Annotated in this window: 19 protein-coding genes; 11 read left to right on the forward strand and 8 right to left on the reverse strand. The window is 48.3% G+C overall.

The features are described 5' to 3' along the window. Positions 1–104 precede the first annotated feature (104 nt). The 4 genes from apcD to lpdA all read right to left on the reverse strand — a co-directional run bounded on the left by apcD (position 105) and on the right by lpdA (position 3,805). Positions 105–590, reverse strand: a complete 486-nt coding sequence (apcD, locus tag ACR6Z4_RS05250; RefSeq protein WP_479716181.1) for an allophycocyanin subunit alpha-B — start codon at positions 588–590, stop codon at positions 105–107. A gap of 104 nt (positions 591–694) precedes the next feature. After that, the gene (locus ACR6Z4_RS05255; protein WP_479716182.1) at positions 695–964 is read right to left on the reverse strand and encodes a DUF5340 domain-containing protein; all 270 of its coding nucleotides are present in this window, start codon (positions 962–964) and stop codon (positions 695–697) included. Positions 965–1,095: 131 nt separating this feature from the next. Continuing rightward, positions 1,096–1,980, reverse strand: a complete 885-nt coding sequence (trpC, locus tag ACR6Z4_RS05260; protein WP_479716183.1) for an indole-3-glycerol phosphate synthase TrpC — start codon at positions 1,978–1,980, stop codon at positions 1,096–1,098. Positions 1,981–2,371: 391 nt separating this feature from the next. Next, positions 2,372–3,805 (reverse strand): dihydrolipoyl dehydrogenase, encoded by a 1,434-nt coding sequence (gene lpdA / locus ACR6Z4_RS05265; RefSeq protein ID WP_479716184.1) that lies wholly within the window; start codon positions 3,803–3,805, stop codon positions 2,372–2,374. Between the two features lie 598 nt (positions 3,806–4,403). Here lpdA and ACR6Z4_RS05270 point away from each other — a divergent pair. Both ACR6Z4_RS05270 and ACR6Z4_RS05275 read left to right on the forward strand, forming a co-directional pair. Next, entirely contained in the window at positions 4,404–4,664 is a 261-nt protein-coding gene (locus ACR6Z4_RS05270; protein WP_479716185.1) for a DUF6737 family protein, read from the forward strand. Positions 4,665–4,907: 243 nt separating this feature from the next. Then, positions 4,908–6,860, forward strand: a complete 1,953-nt coding sequence (locus tag ACR6Z4_RS05275; protein WP_479716186.1) for a tetratricopeptide repeat protein — start codon at positions 4,908–4,910, stop codon at positions 6,858–6,860. 71 nt (positions 6,861–6,931) lie between these two features. On the opposite strand, the gene ACR6Z4_RS05280 is transcribed toward ACR6Z4_RS05275, so the two are convergent. Both ACR6Z4_RS05280 and ACR6Z4_RS05285 read right to left on the reverse strand, forming a co-directional pair. Then, positions 6,932–8,515: a GUN4 domain-containing protein gene (locus ACR6Z4_RS05280; protein WP_479716187.1), complete on the reverse strand. Its 1,584-nt coding sequence runs from the start codon at positions 8,513–8,515 to the stop codon at positions 6,932–6,934. A gap of 257 nt (positions 8,516–8,772) precedes the next feature. Then, the gene (locus ACR6Z4_RS05285; RefSeq protein ID WP_479716188.1) at positions 8,773–9,750 is read right to left on the reverse strand and encodes an HD domain-containing phosphohydrolase; all 978 of its coding nucleotides are present in this window, start codon (positions 9,748–9,750) and stop codon (positions 8,773–8,775) included. 539 nt (positions 9,751–10,289) lie between these two features. On the opposite strand from ACR6Z4_RS05285, the gene ACR6Z4_RS05290 reads away from it, so the two are divergent. From ACR6Z4_RS05290 to ACR6Z4_RS05300, 3 genes are all read left to right on the forward strand, one after another. Beyond that, positions 10,290–11,114, forward strand: coding sequence for a sulfurtransferase (locus ACR6Z4_RS05290; RefSeq protein ID WP_479716189.1), 825 nt, complete (start codon positions 10,290–10,292; stop codon positions 11,112–11,114). Positions 11,115–11,261: 147 nt separating this feature from the next. Continuing rightward, positions 11,262–11,369, forward strand: coding sequence for a photosystem I reaction center subunit VIII (gene psaI, locus ACR6Z4_RS05295; RefSeq protein ID WP_479716190.1), 108 nt, complete (start codon positions 11,262–11,264; stop codon positions 11,367–11,369). A gap of 62 nt (positions 11,370–11,431) precedes the next feature. Next, entirely contained in the window at positions 11,432–11,917 is a 486-nt protein-coding gene (locus ACR6Z4_RS05300; RefSeq protein ID WP_479716191.1) for a photosystem I reaction center subunit XI, read from the forward strand. A 374-nt stretch (positions 11,918–12,291) separates the two neighbouring features. Here the strand turns inward: ACR6Z4_RS05300 and ACR6Z4_RS05305 are convergent, their stop codons facing one another. After that, positions 12,292–12,969 (reverse strand): class I SAM-dependent methyltransferase, encoded by a 678-nt coding sequence (locus ACR6Z4_RS05305; protein ID WP_479716192.1) that lies wholly within the window; start codon positions 12,967–12,969, stop codon positions 12,292–12,294. Between the two features lie 128 nt (positions 12,970–13,097). On the opposite strand from ACR6Z4_RS05305, the gene ACR6Z4_RS05310 reads away from it, so the two are divergent. From ACR6Z4_RS05310 to ACR6Z4_RS05335, 6 genes are all read left to right on the forward strand, one after another. Then, the gene (locus ACR6Z4_RS05310) at positions 13,098–13,517 is read left to right on the forward strand and encodes a hypothetical protein (RefSeq protein WP_479716193.1); all 420 of its coding nucleotides are present in this window, start codon (positions 13,098–13,100) and stop codon (positions 13,515–13,517) included. A 283-nt stretch (positions 13,518–13,800) separates the two neighbouring features. Next, complete coding sequence (locus ACR6Z4_RS05315) at positions 13,801–15,120, forward strand: hypothetical protein (protein WP_479716194.1); 1,320 nt, start codon at positions 13,801–13,803, stop codon at positions 15,118–15,120. Positions 15,121–15,309: 189 nt separating this feature from the next. Next, positions 15,310–16,635, forward strand: coding sequence for an ABC transporter substrate-binding protein (locus ACR6Z4_RS05320; protein WP_479716195.1), 1,326 nt, complete (start codon positions 15,310–15,312; stop codon positions 16,633–16,635). A 24-nt stretch (positions 16,636–16,659) separates the two neighbouring features. Further along, positions 16,660–17,556, forward strand: coding sequence for a carbohydrate ABC transporter permease (locus ACR6Z4_RS05325; protein ID WP_479716196.1), 897 nt, complete (start codon positions 16,660–16,662; stop codon positions 17,554–17,556). Between the two features lie 6 nt (positions 17,557–17,562). Further along, the gene (locus ACR6Z4_RS05330) at positions 17,563–18,441 is read left to right on the forward strand and encodes a carbohydrate ABC transporter permease (RefSeq protein WP_479716197.1); all 879 of its coding nucleotides are present in this window, start codon (positions 17,563–17,565) and stop codon (positions 18,439–18,441) included. A gap of 166 nt (positions 18,442–18,607) precedes the next feature. Beyond that, positions 18,608–19,675 carry an ABC transporter ATP-binding protein gene (locus ACR6Z4_RS05335; RefSeq protein WP_479716198.1) on the forward strand — a complete coding sequence of 356 codons (1,068 nt, stop codon included), beginning with the start codon at positions 18,608–18,610 and terminating at the stop codon, positions 19,673–19,675. A 389-nt stretch (positions 19,676–20,064) separates the two neighbouring features. Here ACR6Z4_RS05335 and ACR6Z4_RS05340 read toward each other — a convergent pair whose 3' ends face one another. Beyond that, positions 20,065–22,683 (reverse strand): bifunctional diguanylate cyclase/phosphodiesterase, encoded by a 2,619-nt coding sequence (locus ACR6Z4_RS05340; RefSeq protein WP_479716199.1) that lies wholly within the window; start codon positions 22,681–22,683, stop codon positions 20,065–20,067. Positions 22,684–23,514: the final 831 nt, after the last annotated feature.

Consider the following 23,514-nt stretch of genomic DNA (forward strand, 5'->3'; position numbering starts at 1 on the left):
TCGAATGCAAGACATCCAAAGGTTCTCCCAACCGTGGGGATAAAAATAACCTAATCAAAATTTGAAACTTTTAGCTAAATCAATGACTAACCCAATCGTTTAATCTAAGACATCGCTTGAATGATGAAATCAAAATAGGGAGCAGCTTCAGCCGCATCTTCATCACTCAATAGCCCTAGAGATGCCTTTTTCAGGCAGCGAATCGCTTCAGCCATGCCAGGAACGGGTACGCCCAACGAGTTGTACATTTCCCGAACGCCGATCAACCCGATTTGCTCGATGGGGCCTTTGTCGCCAGACAAAATGCCGTAGGTAACGAGGCGGAGATACCAACCGTAGTCTCTCAAGCAAAGAGACCGTTGGCGATCGCCATAAGCATTACCACCGGGGGAGATGAAGTCTGGACGCTTTTGCCAGAGTTGTTTGCTGGCTTCCTGGACCACTTTCTTTTCATTTTCAGCCAGAGTCGCAACGATCCGTAACCGTTGCTCTCCAGTTTTGAAGAACTCGCCGATGCTTCTTAGTTCGCCGCTGCTGGGATAGCGGAGCTCGTCATCGGCGTTGAGAATTACTTGGCTAACTACACTCATAATATGGCGATGATCTCAGAGCAGTGATTCAATATCGCTTGTATTCTATCGAGTTGAGGGGACGCAAGGGAAGGGATCAAATGGGATGAACCTTAAAAAAAGCCTTAACTCGACTTCGGTAAGCTTGAAGATCGCGGATTTTGATCGGGTTCAGCCTGGGTTAGCGACCAATGATATTCCACAGGAACACCTGTTCTTTCACAGTTCTCTTCCAGGTGCTTTTGTTGAGCCAGAGCTTTTCGCAACGTCGAAATCAGCTCATGCACTTGTTCGTGCTGAGGCGATTGTTGCCCGACTGCAAACATGGTTTTGCGTTCTAACAATTGCAAAAGTAGCTCATAGTGAATGTGAGAAGGCAGAGGAATAGAATTCATAAATCTTTACGTAGGGATGCAGCCAGGGAAGGGTAATAGGGCGAGTGACTGTCTGAAGAAGTGGCGCGATGGCTGGAGTTTTTACGTTGGATACGTGAATTGAAGTCGCACTTGAACGTCTCTACCTCGGCTCAACCCGAAAATAAACTGGCGATCGCGGCTCCTGGATCAGGTTGCTTAACCAACGATTCCCCAATCAGCACGGCGGCGGCTCCAGCCTGGTTGACGAGTTTTAGATCGGAGGGAGTATGTAACCCCGATTCGCTCACAACCAGGATGCCTTTGTCCTGCAACAGTTGGCTGCGAGCAGAGATCAGATCATGGGTGGTTTGCAGATCGACCGAAAAATCTTGCAGATTGCGGTTATTAATGCCAATCAGCGTTACCCCTTCCAGGGTCAGCACACGGTCTAGTTCTTCTAGCGTATGAACTTCGATCAGGGCAGTCATCCCCAGAGCGGTCGCAATTTTGAGGAAATATTGCAGATCTTTGTCGGGCAAAATTGCCGCAATTAACAGCACGGCATCCGCACCGCACGACCGTGCCAGATAAATTTGATAGGGATAGATAATGAAATCTTTGCAGAGTAAGGGCAGGTTAACAGCGGCTCGCACCTGTTTGAGATAGTCAAAACTACCCTGGAAAAATTTTTGATCGGTTAAGACCGAGATACAGGAGGCTCCGCCTTGCTCGTAAGACTGGGCGATCGCCACGGGATCAAAATCTGCCCGAATCACCCCTTTACTGGGCGATGCTTTTTTGACCTCAGCAATTAAGGCTGGATTCGTTTTACCCTGGCGCAGTACCCCGACAAAATCTAACGGTGCTGCACCGTCTCTAACTCGCTTTTGTAGCTCAATCAGGGGCAAGCGTTCCCGCATTTGATCGACTTCCGCTTCTTTGTGCCAGACGATCTCCTCCAAAATATGTTGAGGATCTCCATTCGGCACTTTAACGGTGTAACGCAGATATTCTACGGAAACAGCGGGACTGGGAGGACGACGACGAATCTGCATTGCTCACTAACGGTTAGGCGAAATAACAATTGAGAAATCTAAAGGATTACAGATGAACTAACCTGTAACTCGCATTGAGAGAATCGATGGCGCAGCCATCGATTCTCTCAAAAAGACGTGGATTCTATCAGATCTGCGAACCTGAGGGATGGCAACACCCCATTAAGAAGTTTAGAGAAGATAAATAAATCTTAAGTGATTTAACTTTACTTAGGATTAGAAAAAATTGCCAGTTTCAGCCAGGGATCAGCCAGGGAATAGCGATCGCCCGAACATGATGTAAGAGGTGCGGCGTCGCCGCACCTCTTGCCCTACCTCACATGAGATTGTGAACGTTAGGTGGTTCGCACTCCACAGAGCGCGAACCATCCAATTCTCCGGATTGTGTCTTCTAATGGGCTGCCACGGCACGCTTAAAGGCGTCATCCAACACTTCAGATAGGGTGGGATGGGTATGCACCATAAAGGCAAGTTCATGAACCGATTGGTGTTTGGCGATCGCATTGGCAGCTTCCTGGATCAAATCCGCCGCATGTAAGCCAATGATATGAACGCCTAGCACTTCGCCGGTATCCTGACGGTAAATGACCTTGGCAATCCCATCGGTTTCCCCTTCGGCGATCGCCTTAGAGTTACCTTTAAAGTAAGACCGTGCCACACCCACCGAAAATCCTTCTGCTTTTGCCAATTCTTTCGCCGCCGGTTCTGTCATACCCACAAAACTGACTTCTGGATGGGTAAAAGCCGCTGCCGGAATGCTGAGATAGTTGACGGTGCGGGGACGACCACAGATATTTTCGACAGCAACCACACCCTGAGCTGAGGCTGCGTGTGCCAGCATCATTTTGCCGGTGGCATCCCCAATTGCCCAGAGATGTGGGATCGGCTGACCGTCTAACACCACTGACATCTGATCATCTACCGCAATGAACCCCCGGCGATCGGGTTCTACCCCGACCGTTTCCAACCCCAGATCTTTGGTGGCTGGAATTCGTCCTGTTGCCACCAGACAGGCATCGACTTCCACCACTTCTACGATTTCCTTGGTTTTAGCATCTGCCAGTTCAATCACCACGGGTGATCCTGGTGTCACTTTCTTTGCCAGCATCCCCACTTTGGTTTCAATGTCACGGGGGGCAATCAGCACCCGCTGGGCAATCTTGGCAATATCGGGGTCAAATCCGGGCATCAGTTGATCGAGCGCTTCGATCAGAGTAATTTCACAGCCCAGAGCGGTATAGACATCGGCAAACTCTAAGCCAATGTAGCCACTGCCGATGATCGCAATCCAGGGTGGCAACCATTCCAAACTGAGGGCATCGTCGCTGGTAAATACCGTTTTGCCATCGAGTTGAATGCCAGGGGGCACAAAGGGCACAGAACCCGGTGCCAGAATAATGTCTTGTGCTGTAATCGTTTTGTCGCCCTCTGGGGTGCTGACGCTGAGCTTTTGACTACCGACCAGCTTGCCCCACCCTTGAATGACATCAATGCCCAAACGCTTGAGGCTGTTGCTCATGTCGTCCCGGATTTTGAGTACCAGGTTGCCCGCATGGTCTGCGATCGCCTGACGTTCAAAATTGACGTGTTCTATCTGGATACCCAATGCCTTGAGGTGATGGGCATTACGCAACTCACGGACTCGACCGGATGCTGCCAATAGCGCTTTTGAGGGAATACAGCCTCGGTTAACACAGGTGCCGCCCACCTCCGCCGCTTCAATAATGGCAGTCTTTAATCCGCAACTGACTGCATGGATCGCAGCACCGTGTCCGCCTACACCCGCTCCAACAATCACCAGGTCGTAATCAAATCCTTGACTCACATCAGTCTCCCTACAGGTTTCTGTAATTTGCCCTGTTTAATTCTCAGACGGAGTGGGTCACTCCGACAACCACCAGTTTGAAACACTACTGGCGATGTTCTAGATCTGTTGTTTATTTTTTGAAAAGGCGTGCAGAGCGCGCTTTTTCAAAAAATGAACAACGAGTTTGAAGCACCACCACACTACCGAGATGAGCCTTCATATTATAGAGGGCAGCATGGAGGGCTTGGGCAGGAGACACAGCTCCTTATCCCTTGATCCGGTATTGCTGCATCTAACAGCGCTTGGCGCTTGAGTAAGCCATAGTTATTTTTTTGAGAGCGACGGCAGAGCCGTCGCTCTCAAAAAAGAATGAGGCATGATGCTTAGGGGTGGACATGCATGTCCAACTCCAAAATCAGCAACGTCCTTGATGCTGCTCAGCCTCAAACAAATTGGCATTAGTCTCCAATTGTTAAACTAAGGATCGTGGATTTAATAAAACCGAAGATTTATTTTTGGAAGCGCGGCTCCGCCGCGCTTCCAAAAATCAGCAAATTGTCCCCACATTCCCATACAATTCCGCACAATATAGAAATTCTATCTGTAGCGCTTCGCGATGATAAACCCTGCTCCAAAATCTAGCGTTTGGGATCACAAGCCCTGGTGGTGTCAGCCCTGGTCGATTCTGTTAACCGGAATAGTCTTAATTAGTGGCAGTTGGCTGATATTTCAATTGATTTGGGTGACGCTGTTAGTGGCAGTTCCCGTGTTAGTCTGGATGATCTTTTTCATTCTCCTCTATCCCAAACTGGTCGCAGAAAGTGGTTTGTTAGAAGACATACAAACACGCGATCGCCCGACCGATTTCAATCCCTAAGGATCGTGGATTAAATAAGATCGAATATTGAATCGTTTGGAGGGGCGAACAGCCGTTCGCCCGTACAACACATCATCGGAGTTATTTAATTCCCATTCCTAAGGATCACAGATCTATTAACCTGCCATTTTTTTTAGGAAGAGTAACCGTAGCACTGTCGCTCTTTCTAAACGCATCAGGTATCGATAAAGTCCGCGATCCTTAATATTTCGAACCGTCCCAAGCTACTGAGGAGTCGTTAGTATGGCAAGCAAAAAAAGAAAAGTACCTCCCAAACCCGCAGGCTTTGGTGCCAGGAATTGGGCGGTTGAGCTTGCCCAAGCCGGTGCCCTGATCGGGCGCAAAAAATGGGCTGAAGCCATGGAAATACTAGAAGATCTCAACCGTAGCCATCCCAAAAATCCAGATATTTTGACGCTACTGGGGCAGGTTTACTACGAACTCCAACACCTATCCAAGTATCAACAAATTTGCGAACAATTATTAGAACTCGATCCCAACGATGCCGAGATTACGCTGAATTTAGCGAGTGTCTATCTCAGTAACTTACATCCGTTTTTGGCGTTGCAGACCTTTCGACACTTTCTTGAGCAATGGCCCGACCATGCCTACGCCCGAGAAACGCGCAAGCTGGTGGCAAATTTAGAAGAAAAGCTGGTGCCTTTGCAGGCTGAAATGCAGTTCACCGGAGACGACGGGTTGGAACTTGCCATTTTGCATGAACGCGGACAAGCGTATTTAGAGAGTGGAGCGTATGAGCAGGCGCGTCTCATGGAACAAGAATTGCTCCGCCGTCGCCCCGACTTTATTGCTGGCTGGAATAATTTGAGCCTGGTGTTTTTCATGGAGGGCAACACGTCTGAAGCGATCGCCACGGCTCAAAAAGCGCTTGAAATCGATCCTGAGAATGTCCACGCGCTGTCCAACTTAACCCGATTTTTCTATCTCAATGGTCAGGTTGAAGCGGCAAAAGACTATGCGGAACGGTTAAAAAAGAGTCCTGTTACAGGATCTGAGCTGTGGGTTAAAAAAGTCGAAGCCTTGAGTTTTTTGGCAGATTATCAGGGCATTCTCGATTTATTTGACCAAGCAACGGCATCGGGTGAGGCGGCATCAGTTATTAATCCATTGTTTAATCATCTGGTTGCCGTTGCCATGATGCGTTTGGGCAAAACCAAAGACGCTCGAAAACAATGGCAAGAGGCATTAAAAAAATCGCCCCAATTTAGCCTTGCCAAAAATAATCTAGACGACCTGAAGCGCCCGGTCGGAGAACGCCACGCTCCCTGGAGTTTTGATATGGGAAGCTGGCTGACTCGAACAATGCTGGACGATCTGATCGTCATGACCAAAACTGCTTCTCGAGAATCTGGCAAGTTTCAGCAAGCCACCCAACGCTATCTGCAAGAGCATCCTGAGTTATTGCATCTCGTTCCCATGTTGCTAGATCGGGGTGATCCTCAAGGTCGAGAGTTTGCCGTTCGGGTAGCTGAGTTTACGGAAACTCCAGAAATGTTAGAAGCGCTCCGAGACTTTGCCTTGAGCGATCGCGGTCCCGATAGTTTGCGCAATCAAGCTGCCATGAAAGCGTCTGAAGCTGGGCTATTGTCTCGCGAAAAGTCGCGAATGTGGATTCAGGGTGAGTGGCGTGAAATCATGCTGATCAGCTATGAATTTCATAATGATTTACTCTATACTCATTCGGCTAAGGTGAAAAAGTTGCTGGCTCAAGCCATTCCCTTAATGAAAGAGGAAGACTTACAGGCGCTGGAGCAAGCTGAACAGTTGTTTAAGCAAGCGATCGCCTTAGAACCTGATGCCCCCGATCTGCTCAACAATCTGGCAGCAATTTACGAATTGCAAGATCGGATGGACGACGCCAATGCTTTACTGCAAGAGATCATCGATCGCTTTCCAGAGTATGTGTTTGCCCGAGTGGCGATCGCCAGCCAACTGATTGATCAAGGCAAACTTGAAGCCGCAGAAGCGATATTAAAGCCCTTAATTTCTCGAAAACGGTTCCATATTGGGGAATTTGCAGCGTTCGCTAATATGAATATCGAACTCCTCGTTGCCCAAAAAAATCAAGATGGTGCGCGGGGTTGGCTGAATATGTGGGAAAAAATTGATCCCGAAAATCCTGCCGTGAAAGACTGGAAACGCCGCCTACGCCCTGCTAAGTTTCTATCCAAATAGGCGCTACGTCCGCAGAATCAGGATGGTCATGAGTGAAACAGCGGCGCGGAGCGCCGCTGTTTCACTCATGACTATAGCTTTTGTGTAATTTCCAACTGAGGGACATAGGGTCTGCACACTTCAATCCGGGCAAAAAGGGCTGCCATGATGCTGCCAGCACTTTCTCCAGTGGTTCTTGACCCCATGTACCAGGAAGGCAAATGCCCTTTGGGCGCATCTAAAGCAAATGTCAGCGCGTTATAACTCAACCAGCGTTGCTTGGTACACCAGCCGACCCGACTGCCAAAGCGATGCCAGGGACTATTCACTCGCCACCGCGCCCGCGTTTTTAAAAACATTTCCCAGGCTTCATAGCTACCATCGGTTTTACCACCGACGCTTTGCCAAATCTCTTTTTGCACACTAAAACCAAACAAGCTATTGCTCTGATCCATCCACAGGGAATCGATCGTGTGTAAGTCTCGACAGGGAAAGGTGCGAATATCTTCGGTTCGCAGGCGTAGTTCGCGATCGCACGCTTTCAGCATCAGTCGGCGGGTTTCTTCATCGGCTTCTCGCCAAGATTGAGCTGCCAGCAATTCTTTCAGGCGAGCATAATCTAAACCTCGTTCGGAAACGGTTTCCGAGGAACCGCCGGAAATGTGGGTGAGAATCTGAACACGAGTATTGGGATTGGCGATCGTTGGCTCTGCCGTTGCCTGCCCCAGATCGATCAGCAAGGGCGAGGATGCCGGAGATTCCAGATGTTCTAAATCCTTTAACACCTCCATTGCCGATTGGTACCGTTGGCGAAAGTCGTAACGCACCATCTTATCTAAAATCACCGCAAGTTTAGGATTGACCCCCGTCTGGTCGTGCCAAATGACTTCATAGGTCAGCGGATCTTCGGGTAAATCTCGTGGATGCAGCCCGGTCAGTGCCTGGATAACGATCATGCCGACCGCATAGAGGTCGCTGCAAAAGCGTGGTTTGCCTGCCATTTGCTCACTCGGCATATACCCCGGAGACCCGATGGCAATGGTACGAGTGGTGTGCCCTTGCACCTGAAGCACTTGAGTGCTGATTTGTTTGACCGCACCAAAGTCAATGACAACGACTTTGCCATCTCGTTTTCGGCGAATTAGATTGGAGGGTTTGAGATCGCGGTGGATGACATTATGCTGATGGATGAAAACGAGGACTTGAAGAATGTCGCGCAACAAAGCGATCGCCTGAGGTTCATCTAACGGTCTACCTAAAATCAGCTCTCGACTGAGATTTTCCCCTTCAATAAATTCTTGAACCAGATAGAATTCTGGAGTTTCCTCAAAATGGGCAAGCAGCCGAGGAATCTGGCTATACTCGTTGAGTTTGTAAAGAACCTGCGCTTCGGTTTCAAATAAGCGTTGGGCAGTATCTAAACTAAGGGTATCGGTCAGACGCGGCTTGAGATGTTTGACCACGCACACAGGATTTCCGGGAAGATGAATGTCTTCCGCCAGATACGTTTGACCAAACCCGCCACCTCCCAAGTACGTAACGATTCGGTAACGCCCACCTATAATCACCCCGCTATTGGGTTGATGCATCATCGGCTTTTGTAACTGATCCTCAGCAATGCCATCTTTAACAACGCGTTTATGGGCACCGACACAACATAAAAGTGGCGATCGCAATCCCACTTTATTCTATAGCAGTCCTAAATAAGTTATAAGATCAGCGGCTTGTGAGAGGCGCACCCCGAAAGGGTACGCCTCTCACACTCTATTTGCGATTACTATATATAGCGCTGTGCAGGTTGATTCAGTACGGTGTTGTGGAGCGCTCCGCGCTCCACAACACCGTTTCTGTATTTAACGAACTTATATACTGCTATAAAGTTCACATCTGAGTTCGAACCGTGGATTTCAGCCCTGCGGAAAAGACTCAGACGTTATTTTTGAGATTCCCAAAGCAACACAAATTTTGTGAAGAGTTTGACTAAGTCTGGATTGCGCCAGCCGCGCATCGTTTCTTGATCCAGAATTTTTAAGGACTCTTCAGGGCTAAATGGCAATTTATAGGGTCGTTCGTGGGTTAAGGCGTCGTAAATATCGACAATTTGAAAGACCTGCGCCAGATAGGGAATATTATCACCGACTAAGCCATCGGGGTAGCCCGAACCATCCCAGCGTTCGTGGTGATGCCGAATAATGGGCACCACCCCTCTCATGGTGCGCAAGGGCTGGCAAATTTGTTCGCCAATCAGCACATGTTGGCGCATAATCAACCATTCGTCTTGGGTTAAGGGTTCTGTCTTAAGCAACACGCTATCGGGAATGCCCACTTTGCCAATATCGTGCAGGTATCCTCCCCAGACCAAATCTCGAATTTCGTTGCGCGACAGATTTAGAAATTCTCCAAACGCCCTGCACACCACGATTAGACGTTCACAATGGTCGCCAGTGTTGGGGTCTCGGCTTTCAATGGTGCGAGCCAGAGTAAAAAGGACTTGCCCAGCGTGATCTAAGTCTTCGTTTAACCGCTTTTGCCGGATGAGGGATTTGACTCGGGCAGACAACTCCAGTTGGTCAAAGGGTTTAGATAGAAAATCATCTCCACCTGCCTCAATGCCTCGTAAGCGGGCACGCCGATCGTTTAGGGCAGTAACGAACACAACTGGAGTAAGACGAGTTTGCTCATCTTGCTTGAGCCGCCGACAAACCTCATAGCCATCCATCTCTGGCATCATCACATCCAGCAAGATCAGATCGGGTTTTGCATCGGCAACACAATCCAGTGCCGCTAAACCACTGTCAGCTTCCAGAACGTCGTACCCTTCTACAGACAGTAATGCAACGGCTGTCATTCGACTGGAGGGATGATCATCAACCACCAAAATTTTGGCACGTTCTGAGTCAGGAGAACTCACTGGAAGAGTGTTCACTTCAACAGTTGTTGGGGCACCGAGTTCAGAATCAGTGGAGGTATAAAACATTATGAGTGATTCATCCCGTTGACTTTCTGAGATCTGGTGTGTATTAAGTATGGGCAATTAAACAAAGAGGGAGATCAGGTTTTTCACGGAGATTTATGACCCTTCTCTGGCTAGAGAGTCAGTCATATCCCGTGATTTTCGTCACTCTTCACTGGGAGTTAGGGTGTTTGTTAAAATCCTTTCAATCCCTATCCTAAATCTTTTAGCCTACTTGTCTGAAAAAGGCTGTGATTTGCCTCATAGGTAAGCCTTTTTTATGACATCTTTTGCTCGAACGGCAAGAGTCATTACTTTATTTATAGCAATTCTCAATAGTATGAAGTACGCGGCATTGGGTGGGAGCCTCGCCCTGCGGGGCTCTCACCCAATGCCTGCAATCTTTATCCCCGAGTCCGAATATCCTGTGTAGAGGCACTGCCTCCACACCCCAGAGTGCACAATTTGTAGGTATGACACCACTTTAAGAAAAAATAATGAATCCTTTAATTTCTGCAACTTGGTTGTATGAGCATTTGGACGATCCAAACGTGGCGATCGCTGACTGTCGGTTTGCTCTGGCAGATGCCAGTCTGGGACGGCAGCAGTATGAGGCAGGGCATATTCCGGGTGCCCATTTTTTTGATCTAAATCACGATCTGTCTAGCCCCGTACAGCAACATGGAGGGCGGCATCCTCTGCCTGATCTAGATGCATTGGCGAAAAAGATTTCGGCGTTGGGGATTGATTCGGAGCAGTCCTCTACAGAAAAGTTAATTGTTGCCTATGATGATTCTCGGTTTGGCTTTGCTGCCCGATTTTGGTGGCTGCTGCGATATCTGGGGTATAACCGGGTTGCGCTGCTGGATGGTGGTTTTAAGGGTTGGCAGCAAGCCAATTATCCCGTCGTGCAGGATAGACCTGTTGCCCAAACTGGAAATTTTGTGCCTCAACTTAACGCGGACTGGGTGGTGGATATTGACACCGTTAAAGCGCGTAAAGATTTGCCGGGAGTGGTGTTGGTTGATTCACGGGAAGGAGAGCGCTATCGAGGTGAACGAGAGCCGATTGATCCCGTTGCCGGTCATATTCCCAGTGCCGTGAACTATCCCTGGCAGGATGTGACGGATGCTGACGGCTATGGGCGATCGCCAGAGGCACAAAAACAGCGCTGGGGAGAGGTTGCGCAGGCCAATGAGGTAATTGTGTATTGTGGCTCTGGAGTCACCGCTTGCGTCAATCTGCTGGCATTGGAAATGGCAGGGATTCAGACCGGAAAATTGTATGCGGGCAGTTGGAGTGATTGGTGTTCGTATTTGTAAAGAGATATTGCTTAACTGATTTTCAAGGGCTGCGATCGCCTGTAAATCGGTCAGTTTTGTTAAATATTCTTAGTATTTAAGCAATTCTTCTCAATTCGCAGTAGATTCTGTTCTGACGGTTTGTAATTTTGCATAGGAAATTTGGTTATGGCAGCTTCCTATTTGCCCTCAATTTTTGTTCCCATGATAGGTTCGATCTTCCCTGCCGTGGCGATGACACTCTTTTTTATCTACGTTGAACGTGAAGAAGCTTAACGGCACTTCAACAGCTCTCAATCGTTAGACGTTTCAGCAGAATTTTTGGAGATAAACCGAACATGACTCTGGATGTAGTGACACCGGCTGGTGATCCACAGATTGGTAATTTGGCAACCCCCATCAATTCCTCAGGGTTTACCAAGGCACTAATTAATGGTTTGCCTGCTTACCGGGCTGGGCTATCCGCTCAGCGTCGAGGTTTGGAAGTGGGGATGGCTCATGGCTATTTCCTCTTTGGTCCTTTTGCTTTAACCAGCCAATTCCGCAATACTCCGTTTGCCGATTTGGTTGGATTAATTGAAGCCGTGCTTTTAGTTGCAGCTTTGACGCTCTGTCTCTCGCTTTATAGCAGTGTTGGGGTGAAGAAGCCGATTGCAACGGTTACCGCACCAAATCCTCCAGAAGCTCTTGGTACTCAAGAGGGTTGGAGTGAGTTTGCTGGTAGCTTCCTGGTCGGTGGGATTGGCGGCGCAGCCTTTGCCTATCTGATTTATGAAGTATTCAAGTCTGGTGTACTTGAAACTTTCGGTAATATCCTGGGCTAAACCGATTTGAGCTAAACTTGTTTTTGCTCAGAGGTTTGCCTCTATAAAAATTTCAACTTTCAAGCTTCAATGCCGGGACAGTCAAACTCCCGGCTTTTTGTTGGGCATTGGATTGCTGAGCGCGATTGATGTGGGTGTGATGAATGCGGGTGTGATGAATGCGATCGCACTATCCCTACAATCAGCACCGCCGATTTTTTGTGGCGCGGGCATCGCCCGCGCCACAAAAAATTATGATTAGCAGCGGCAGGGCTGGTCAGGATAGGGGCGCGGGGGCTGTGCCCCCGGACAGGGGTTCCACCCCTGCACCCCGTCCTAATGCACCATTCAATTGCTATATCACTATCGCTATCCACCTTTTCAGGGGTGTGCTATTACACCTGAGGTACGTCACGTTTAATGGCGAGGCTGAGACCGTCGGCAATGGGCACCATACTCAGCGTAATGCGTTCGTCTTGATGCAATTTCTGGTTGAGTGCGCGGATTGCATTGGTTCTGCTGTTTTGAATCTGGGGGTCAGCCACATCGCCAGACCAGAGAACATTGTCAATGGCGATTAAACCGCCAGGACGCAACAGTTGCAGCGATCGCTCGTAGTAGGCATCGTAGTTTGATTTATCGGCGTCAATGAAGGCAAAATCAAATGTGCCTGCCTGATCACTGGCTAATAACCGATCGAGCGTTTCCAGTGCTGGCGCAATCTGTAAATCAATTTTGTGGTCAACTCCTGCCATAGCCCAATAACGACGGGCGATCGCTGTATATTCTTCGCTCACATCACACGCAACCACCTTGCCATCATCAGGTAGGGCTAGAGCGACGCATAAAGCGCTGTATCCGGTAAAGACACCTACCTCCAGAGTTTTTTTTGCCCCCATCAGTTGGATCAACAGTGCCATCAATTGACCTTGCTCAGGTGCGATTTGCATTTGCTTCATCGGGTGTTTGGCAGTCTCTTGACGCAATTTCAATAAAATTTCTGGTTCTCGCAAAGAATGGGATAGCAAGTAGTTGTGGAGAGGGTCACTAAGACCTAGTGTTTTATTAGACATGGTGTTTTGCTGCAAGAAAGACAGATTGGATAGAGCGATGTTGCATACTTTCTTTAAGAGCCTATCCGAAAACTTGATTTTGTGTTCATCGGGTCGAGGGACTTCACGTTTTATCAAACAAGGTTGAGATGGTTGTAGCGTTACGAGTATTGCTCACTCTGATTTTGGCGATTGTGTTAACGGCTTGTGGTGCGGGTGGTGCTCCTAAGCAAACAATTGTGCAAAAGGCGATCGCCGTACAGTTTGGTCAAATTCAGCAAAATTTAGGGCAGCAGATCTATCGAACAGAGGCTGGATTGCCTACCTTTGTCATTGACCATGTTAAAGTCCAAGAGCAAAAACCACTATTGATTCAAGATTTAAAGGCTTACCAGGTGCGCGGCACCTATGACCTGACGCTGCAATTTCCTGACCATAAACTCACCCAACATCAAAATACTTTTGAAGTCTATCTGCAACAACAGCCTGACGACGAAACCTGGCGTTTGGCGCGTCCACAAGCAGAGCAGCAATGGGTCACGAGTTTGATTCCTGAAGACAATGGGTGATACCAATCTTTTATGAAGTTGCGCCAGACTAGAACCCCCTGTAGTCCCCCTTGGCAAGGGGGACGGCGACAGCCGGGGGTTGAATAAGATGCAGCTTCACATTAAATCGGTATGAGGGGGAATAACTTGTAGTGCTGGTTGAGAGAGCGACGGCAGAGCCGTCGCTCTCTCAACTTGTCTTGGTTTGTGGCGGGTATCGTTGTCACGGGAATGCTGAATTTGAACGAGTAGAGCCTCCTGACTCGCGTAGAATCTTATTATTCCCTGGGCAATTTGATTTTATATGTCCGGCAACGATCGCCTTCCCACCACCTTTCAGAGCCAAATCCCCCACACGTCCAGGGGTCGCTATGCCAATTTGGTTTTCCCCCTGGTTGTTTTCAAAAAAATGCTGGAACTGGGGTATGAACTGGTGACCGGGTTGATCTGGTCTGACTTTTTGCGTCGAGAAAGGGAAACCGATTTTCTTGCCAAGATTCTTTTAGTCAGTTTGTTTTGTGTGCTGTCTCTGGTGTCGTATTATGCGCGTGCTTACGATGCCCTGAATATCAGCATTTTTCTGACCCTGTGGTGTTTAGATTGTCAGTTTGCCTGGTATCAATACTTTCATGGGCAACAGCAAATCAGTCTCCGCCTCAAGATTTCGGACCAAGACGCCACCTGGCAAACGCGATCGCATTCATTGCAACTGCTTCAGCAGTTGATCTTTCCCATTGGGCAGATCGAAAAAATTACCTTAGAACGCACGCAAATTAAGGGAGGAGCCTTTCAAACGGCGATCGCTCTAGTTTGGCGGATTCACATTGTCTTGTGCGATCAAACGGCACTATTGCTGTATGAAGAACGAGCGATCGCCACTGCGTTTAAGAAAGCCAGAGTATTAGCCAATCGCTTTCAAGTTCCTTTACAACTGGTTGCCAGTGAAGGAAATAATACGTATTCTGCGGCACCTCTAAAAATAGAGGATCTGAAACGACCGGAACGATTTCCTAAAACAATTCGAGTGCAACAAATTGGACAAAAATGGCATATTTTTTCCAAATGGCACGCGTCTAGTTCCTGGTTATTGCTGGGTGAATTATTACGCAGATCAGGATTTCTCTTATTTGTTCTGATTACTCTCAATTTAATGATCCGAGTGGGAGATTTGCTCCATGTTGCCGGTTTATTATCGATCGGAATCTATCAACCACTAGAATCTTTCAGTGCCAACTTTACCTCTGTAAATTTCTCTAGTTTTTTTGCCTGGTTGCTGTCTGATTTCGATTGGTTTGGTGTGATTGAATGTCTGATTATCCTTGCAGCCATGGTGACGAGAGGTGCTTATTTAAGTAAAGAAGATCATCTTTACGTAGATCCAAATCAACTAACTTTTTTTCTGGATCATCAGAAAATATCACAGATTCCCACGGCAAGTATTGAAGCCACTTTTTTTATTAATCAACCCTATCCTCTAATTCTCATCGTAGGAAATAACGGTGCAATCGAAGTGGATGGATTGCAACACGAACGTGAGTTTAGAGCCATGTTATGGAAGTTAGATGAGGCGATCGCTTCATTTCAAACTGCAACTCAACCCGATCAAGAGACAGGGTACAATTGAGCAAGAAACTTACAAGACATTCCTCTAATTTCCTCGACAACCTTGACCAATGTTGGTTATGTGTCGAACTCGTAATTCCTCATACCCTGCTTTCTCATGAGCGGTTTTAAACCCGTTGTGAGATAGGTGATTTGTGAGAACCATTTGAGATTGCTACAGAAAGCAGCTTGTCGTTAATGGTTATCGAAGATGAACGATCAATTCTTATTCCTAAAATGGAAGCGTTTCTTCGAATATTTGAAGCTGCGTCGCTGGTTTTTAGTGGGATTGGCGATCGCATGTTTGTCAGGAATTCTGCTGATTAGTCCCGCTGTTTTTTCACAACAGCCGACTCGGTTGACCGTTCTTTTCCTAGCATTAGAAATCCCGCAATGGCAACCCATTGTGGATGATTTTGAAGCCCAAAATCCAGATATTAAACTGGAGATGATTGAGGGACCGAATGCCACTAATTTGATTGAAGATCTCTACACGTCTTCGTTTTTATTGGGCGATTCTCCCTACGATCTGGTTTATATGGATGTTGTCTGGTTGCCTAAATTTGCCGCAGCCGGATGGTTGATGGATTTGAGCGATCGCATCAGCGATGCTGAACTATCAGAATTTCTGGATGCAGATGTGGCGGGTAGTCGCTATCAAGACGGCTTGTATCGTCTTCCATTGCGTTCTGATGCCGGTATGCTCTATTACCGCACCGATATTCTAGAGCAACTCGATGCCCCCCCGCCCGAAACATTCCAAGAGTTAGTCGAACTTTCCAAAACGGCACAGGAAAAGAACCTTGCCAACTGGGGCTATCTCTGGCAGGGCAAGCAATACGAAGGACTGCCCGCCATGTTTGTAGAAGTGCTGGAGGGTTACGGTGGCTTTTGGGTCAATCCCGAAACTCTGGAGGTTGGGTTGGACAGTTCATCGGCGATCGAAGCGGTCAAATTTCTCAAAAGCACCGTTACCCAAGGCATTTCTCCCGCAGGTGTCACCACGTATCAAGAAGATGAAGCCCGTCGCCTGTTCCAAAGTGGTGGTGCCGTCTTTATGCGCAATTGGCCTTACGCGTATCGTCTTGGCAATGAACCCGATTCTGATGTGCGCGGCAAATTTGGCATTAAACCCATGGTTCATGCACCCGGACGTGCCAGTGGGGCTTGCCTGGGTGGGTGGGGCTTAGGCATCGCCACCGGGAGCAAACATCCTGATGCTGCATGGCGACTGATTCAATACATCTCCAGTGAAGCAGCTCAACGGAAATTTATCTTAGAAAGTGGCTATGTTCCCAGCCGCAAAACGCTTTTTACTGATCCAGCGATCGTCGAAAAATTTAACTTTTACCCCGACCTTTACAAAGTGCTGCAAACGGCTGTATTGCGTCCCCCGATCGCCCAATATGCCCAGGCATCCGATATCCTCCAGCGCTACCTGAGTGCAGCACTCACCGGGCGCAGTTCTCCTGAAGATGCCATGAACGCCGCTGCCGATGAAACCCGACGGTTGTTAGGACGAACGGCTGTGCGATGATGTATCCCCCTCCTGCCCCTGCCTATGAATACTTTGCGACAACGAGAACGACGAACCGGATGGGTGTTAATTGCACCCGCGTTATTGGTGTTGGCATTGGTCTATGCCTATCCGATTGGGCAAGCATTCTGGCTCAGCTTGTTTACGCGGAATTTAGGAACGCATCTGCAACCTGTCTTTTCTGGTGGTGCTAATTACGAACGGATGCTGTTTGATGGACGGTTTTGGCAAAGCCTCGGCAATACCGCTGTCTTTACGATCGCATCGCTAATTTTTGAAGTGCTGTTGGGTATGGGCATTGCCTTAGTGTTAGATCAAAACTTTCGGGGGCGGGGTGCCGTACGAACGATCGCCATTTTGCCCTGGGCATTGCCGACCGCCTTGATTGGGCTGACCTGGGCATGGGTCTTTAACGATCAATATGGCGTGTTGAATGACATTTTATTGCGCCTGCATATCGTTCAGTCAGGCGTTAATTGGTTAGGGGATCCGACGCTGGCAATGATGGCAACGATCGCCGCTGATGTCTGGAAAACAACGTCTTTTATCAGCATTTTATTACTGGCAGGGTTGCAGTCTATTTCCCAAGATCTGTACGAAGCTCATGCCATGGATGGTGCGTCGGCGTGGCAAAGTTTTCGTCAGATTACTGTGCCCTTACTGATGCCACAAATTGTTATTGCGACGCTGTTTCGCTTTGCCCAGGCATTTGGCATTTTTGATCTTGTGCAGGTGATGACTGCTGGTGGACCCGCTGGGGCAACAGAAATGGTGTCCATTTATATCTATGCCACGATTATGCGCTATCTCGATTTTGGCTATGGTGCGGCTTTAGTGGTGGTTACTTTTGTGTTGCTAATTCTGGCAGTGGCGATCGCCACCGTGCTACTTTCTAAAGTTCGTCGTGCAACGGGGGAATAACGATCAATGGCAATGCTCAATCGCTCTAGCCAAGCCCCGTTGGACAGACCTGAAGGAATTTCCTGGGGAAATGTGTTGTTGGCGATCGCGATCGCCGCGCTGATCATCTTTAGTCTGGCACCCTTACTCTGGCAACTCTTGACTTCCTTCAAAGTCAACGCCGATATCTCCGCCATCCCCAATGTCTACATTCCCCGACGGCTAACCCTGGATCACTATAGCGAACTGTTTCATCGACGCCCCTTTTGGCAATACATTTTTAACAGTGCGTTTGTTGCCGTAACGTCAACCGGGTTATGTTTGCTGATTGGCGCTCCTGCTGCCTATGCGCTGGCTCGGCTAAAACTTCCCGGTGAGAACCTCATTCTGGCAGGGGTGCTGATCGTTACCCTTTTTCCTTACATCCTGCTATTTCTGGGATTGCTAGAAATGATTCGGGCGGTGGGATTGGGCAATAATTATCTGGCATTAATCATCCCCTATACTGCCATCAATATCCCGCTGACCATTCTGGTAATGCGTAGCTTTTTTCAACAACTGCCGCGTGACCTGGAAGATTCTGCCCAGGTTGATGGCTATAACACCTGGCAAATGCTGACCCAAATCCTCTTGCCGCTGACTGTTCCGGCACTGGTGACAACGGGTATTCTTGCCTTTATTTTCTCATGGAACGAATTTATCTTTGCCCTGACCTTTATTAGCCGCGACTCAATGAAAACCATCCCCGTTGCGGCTGCTCAACTGAGTGGGGCTTCCGTTTTTGATATTCCCTACGGACCTCTTGCGGCAGCAACGGTGGTCGGTACGCTACCTTTAATCATCCTCGTCCTCTTCTTCCAGCGCAAAATTGTTCAGGGCTTGACCTCTGGTGCGGTCAAAGGCTGACCGGAAAAACCGTGCTCCAGTCCATTTCCAATCCTATTTTCAATCCATGATGTTCTCGATCGAGGAATCGTTTTTTACAACGCCAACGCCGTCAGCGTTGCAATAAATGACGCCCCGATTTGAAGCTCAACGTCTCCTCTCTATCCCCCACTCCTAACTCCTGATCATGGCGAACCTCAAACTCCAAAACCTGAACAAGACCTACAATTCCAAGATTATTCCGGTCAAAGATTTAAGCTTGAGTGTAGAGGATGGCGAATTTTTGACGTTATTGGGACCGTCGGGCTGCGGAAAATCCACAACGCTGCGGTTAATTGCGGGGTTAGAGCAGCCAACACGGGGCGAGATTTATATTGGCGATCGCACCGTTACCCAGGTCGCACCGGGCGATCGCAATATTGCCATGGTGTTTCAAAGCTATGCCCTCTATCCCCACATGACGGTGTTTGAAAATATCGCATCGGGGTTGAAAATGCGACGAGTTGCCCCAGACGAAATTCGGCGACGCGTAGCAGATGCGGCGCACGTGTTGGGATTGGAAAGTTTAATGGATCGAAAACCGGGCAAACTTTCGGGAGGACAACGGCAACGGGTTGCCCTGGGGCGGGCTTTGGTGCGCCAACCCCATGTCTTTTTATTAGATGAACCGTTGAGCAATCTAGATGCCTTGCTGAGAGAGCAAGTCCGGGCAGATCTAAAGCAACTCTTTGCCGCACAAAATGCCCCCGTCGTCTATGTCACCCACGATCAGACCGAGGCGATGACCCTTTCGAGTAAAGTGGCTGTGCTATATAACGGCGATTTGCAACAACTGGCTCCACCCCAAGAGATCTACACCCGTCCTGCCAATCAGTTTGTTGCCGGGTTCATTGGTAGCCCACAGATGAATTTGCTGCCGCTAAACTGCCAGGGGAATGCCGTTGTTTTAGGCAACACGACGATTCCTCTACCCGGTAACGGTACCCCACCCGCAGAACTCATTTTAGGTATTCGTCCTGAGCATGTGAGATTGGCAGAACCTGGCGATCGCCCTCTGCTCCACGGCAAAGTTTATCTGGTTGAAAATTTAGGAATGCACAATCTCGTCAGCGTCTATCTCCAGGGCGCTGAAAATATCACCCTCCGGATTCTCTTGCCTACCGATCGCACCTGGAACGAAGATGCCATCGCCCTGACGTTGCCTGCCAACCACCTCCACTGGTTTGACATTCAGACTGGCGATCGCTTGTTTTGATTACGTTGATTCCTATATATAGCAGTATGCAAGTTCGTTCAGTACAGAAACGGTGTTGTGGGGCGCTCCGCGCCCCACAACACCTTACTGAATCAACCTGCACAGCGCTATATAGCAGTCGAGCGGTTGATTATAGCTATGTTCAATTGCTTAAGCCACAGATTGTTTGTTGCGTGCCGCGCTCTGCGCGGCACGCAACAAACAATCTAACCATATCCAAGCGCGAAGCGCTGTAAGACAAGGGTTGTTTGAGAACCCGCGCGGAGCGCGGGTTCTCAAACCGTTTTGATATGAGGCTGCGTTTGATTGACCCCCGGCTGTCGCCGTCCCCCTTGCCAAGGAGGACTACGGGGGGGCATAGGTTTGGCGCGTCTTCATCATCCACTCGCCTATGGGTTTGGGCTCCAGGGCGAAAACGGAATCCGTTGAAATAGGTTGGGAACTTCGTCTGCTGGTACAGGACGACTAAACAAATAACCCTGGGCACTATGGCATTGAATCAACCGCAAAAATTCTAACTGGTCTTGAGTTTCTACCCCTTCTGCTAAGACATTTAACCCTAACCCCTGCCCTAGAGATACCACGGCCTGGGCGATCGCTGCATCACTGCGATTATGGACGGCTTCTCGCACAAACGATTGATCGAGTTTCAGCGTATGTAAGGGAAAATGTTTAATGGCATTGAGTGAAGAATAACCCGTGCCAAAGTCATCAATCGTAATCTGAACGCCAATTCTGCGTAATTCTTTCAACGTGCTGATCGTGTAGTCTAAATCTTGCATTGCCGCACTTTCAGTAATTTCTAACTCCAGATCATCGGGTTGAATGCCAGTTGACTGCAAGATTTGAATAATGCTGTTGGCTAAATTGGCTTGTTGAAATTGACGAGCCGACAGATTCACGGCAATCCGGATCGCTGGCAGTCCGGCTTCAAGCCAGAGTCGTTGCTGTTTGCACGCTGCCCACAGAACCCAATCGCCAATCGGACAAATCAACCCTGTTTCTTCTGCTAAAGGAATAAACTGACTGGGGGCAATCAACCCTGACTGATGATGCTGCCACCGTAGTAAAACTTCTAATCCAATAATTTCGCCAGTATAGATATCGACCTGGGGTTGGTAATACAACAGCAACTCTTCTTTTGCCAGTGCTTTACGCAAATCGCTTTCCAGAGCCAACCGCTCTAATGCCTGATTATTAATTTCTTCTATAAAAAGCTGATAGTTATTTTTGCCCCGACGCTTGGCTTGATACATTGCCGCATCCGCATGTTTCAATAACGTTTCAACATCCTCGCCATCATAGGGTGCCAGGGCAATTCCTAAACTGGCAGTGACATACAATTCCTGGTCATTTAAATAAAACGGATTACCCAATACATCTAAAATCCGTTGCGAAATTGCGGTGACATCTTCTGCACAGTTGAGGTGAGGCAACAATAACGTAAATTCATCGCCGCCCCAGCGGGCAATTACATCACAGGGGCGAAGACAGGTTTCTAACCGTTGCGCCACTTCTTGCAAGAGCTGATCGCCAATGGCATGCCCCAACGTATCATTGATTGTTTTAAACCGATCTAGATCCAAAAACGCAACACCCAACATTTCATCGGTTTGCTTGGCTTGAATCAGCGCTAACGAGAGTTGTTCATCAAATAGCAGGCGATTAGGCAGTTGGGTGAGGGTGTCATGGGATGCCTGATATCGAATCAATGCTTCTACCCGTTTTTGGGTGACCGACATGTAGATGTGTAGACCAATCGATTGTGCCAATTTGGCTTCATCGGCTCTCCAGGTTGGCGTCTGATCGGTTTTGATTTCACGCCACGCGGCAAACGAGGCACGAGGCATATCACTGCGGTGATCATCATCTTGTTGTCCTGCCCATAGAATCTCGGTGTCGTAGCCATTGCGGAAGATGCTCAAACACCCAATTAATTGGTGATGAAATTTTAACGGCACGATCGCAATCGAACGAATAGCTGTTGGCTTAAACGTTCTCACTAACGCGTCTAGTTGCGGTATTTGGCAGAGTTCAGACAGCGTATAAAGATGCGGCACATTATCCGCAGATAAGTCTGTGTGATAGGTGTTAAACAGCGATCGCCCATTCTTTTCCCAGGCTTTGGCGGTATCTGATAATTTTCTCTGGGCATCAATTTTGGTATTCCAACCCAACAAGTGTTGCCAACCCGGTGTTTCTTCTACAAACGGATGATGGGGTTGTTCGCCTGTGACATAAAATTGAGCCGGTTCTCCCGTCGGTTCAGACGTAATATAAAGCCGTCCACCCGAACCATAGAGCGCTTCGACGGCAGCTTCTACAATGGCTTGCCGAATTTCAGAAGTCTTTAATGGGCAATGCAATAAACTTGATATTTTGTTGATAATGGCTTCATGGTGGGCTTGCAGACGAGCCTGGCTGAGCAAATTGGATTGGGCGATCGCAATCGAAATTTGATCGACCAGCAACTGCACAATCTGCAATTCCCGTCTGGAAAAATGGCGACTACTGGCATGGTGAACGGCTAACAAACCCCACAACGAATTTTGGTGCAAAATTGGCAACACCAACGAGGCAGCAACCCCCATTTTGGCAAGATATTTCAAATGGCAAGGGTCGGCAGGCGTATAACGGACATCGCTGACAGAGGCACTATCATTTAGATCTAACCCATCTAACCAGTCAATGGTTTTACGTTGAGCCGGAACATCCACAATGACTCGTTGTCTGGCTTTGACAAACATTTCCCGCGAATGAGGTGGAATGTCTCCGGCTGGAAATCGCAAATGGAGCAAGGGTGGCAATCGCTGATCGTGAATCGACTCAGCCACCACCTCGCCACTTCCATCTGTCTCAAACTGATAGATTTTGACTCGATCCGCGTCTAGAAATGTCCGAATTTCTTCCACCGCCGTATTGAGGATTGCGGGTAATTCTAGAGATTGCCGAATGCGATTCGTAATTCGATGGAGTAACTGTTCTTGATGTGAGACTATTTGCGACATTGGCTCTATATGATTTACCTTTTGCATCATGAGTCAATCAACCATCGCAGTTGACGGATGCAATGTATGGATCAGGAATTGTCTTAAAAGCTATAGCCCTTTTATGGATAGAGTGCCCTATTTAAAGGTCTGAAAGTCAGCCCTGGTGGATGTAGCAAAAATCACTGAATGGGGGCAGAACACGGATCTATGCAACTCTAGGGTGGGCATAGCTGATACACCTGAGGCAGAATGAGGCAAAACAGGTAAACTATGGAAACGCAGCACGCCACGTTCCATCATGTCATCCCCACGGGTTTGAAGGCATAACACCCTGTCAGATCACAAATTCAATAAAAATCAACAGTCTGTAGCTGACCGGAACACCATGCAGAGCTGTCACCTTAAACGGATGGCGTGATGCAATCTCAGAGAGTTACTGAGTTTGGGGACGAGTTTGAACGCGAAACCGCAGGTTTCGCGTTCAAACTCGTCCCGCTATTAAGCCTTGCTCACTTTCAGATCCGATAACGATAGGGCTTATTCAAGCCTGCTCTATTCAAACCATGTTGGTTGATGGGGTGGCTAAGCTCGCCCTATGAACCAACATGCGTCAGCCTTACACTAAGAAATGGTTGGTAGACCCTGCATGCCATTGAAATGCTGACAAAACTAATTTGAGGGTCATTTTTTGCTGGAAGCGTGCCTCTAGCCAAAAATCTTCCCCGATTCAACAATATCTCGCGGCTTGTTTCACCCTGTTCTCTAACCTAGCGTATCGTGAAGAGAGCGTCATGTAATTTAATTGCTTTAGACGCTGGTACACCAACTTAAAAGTTTTAGAGGGGGTGG

The organism is Calyptranema fuscum S582, from assembly GCF_055793305.1.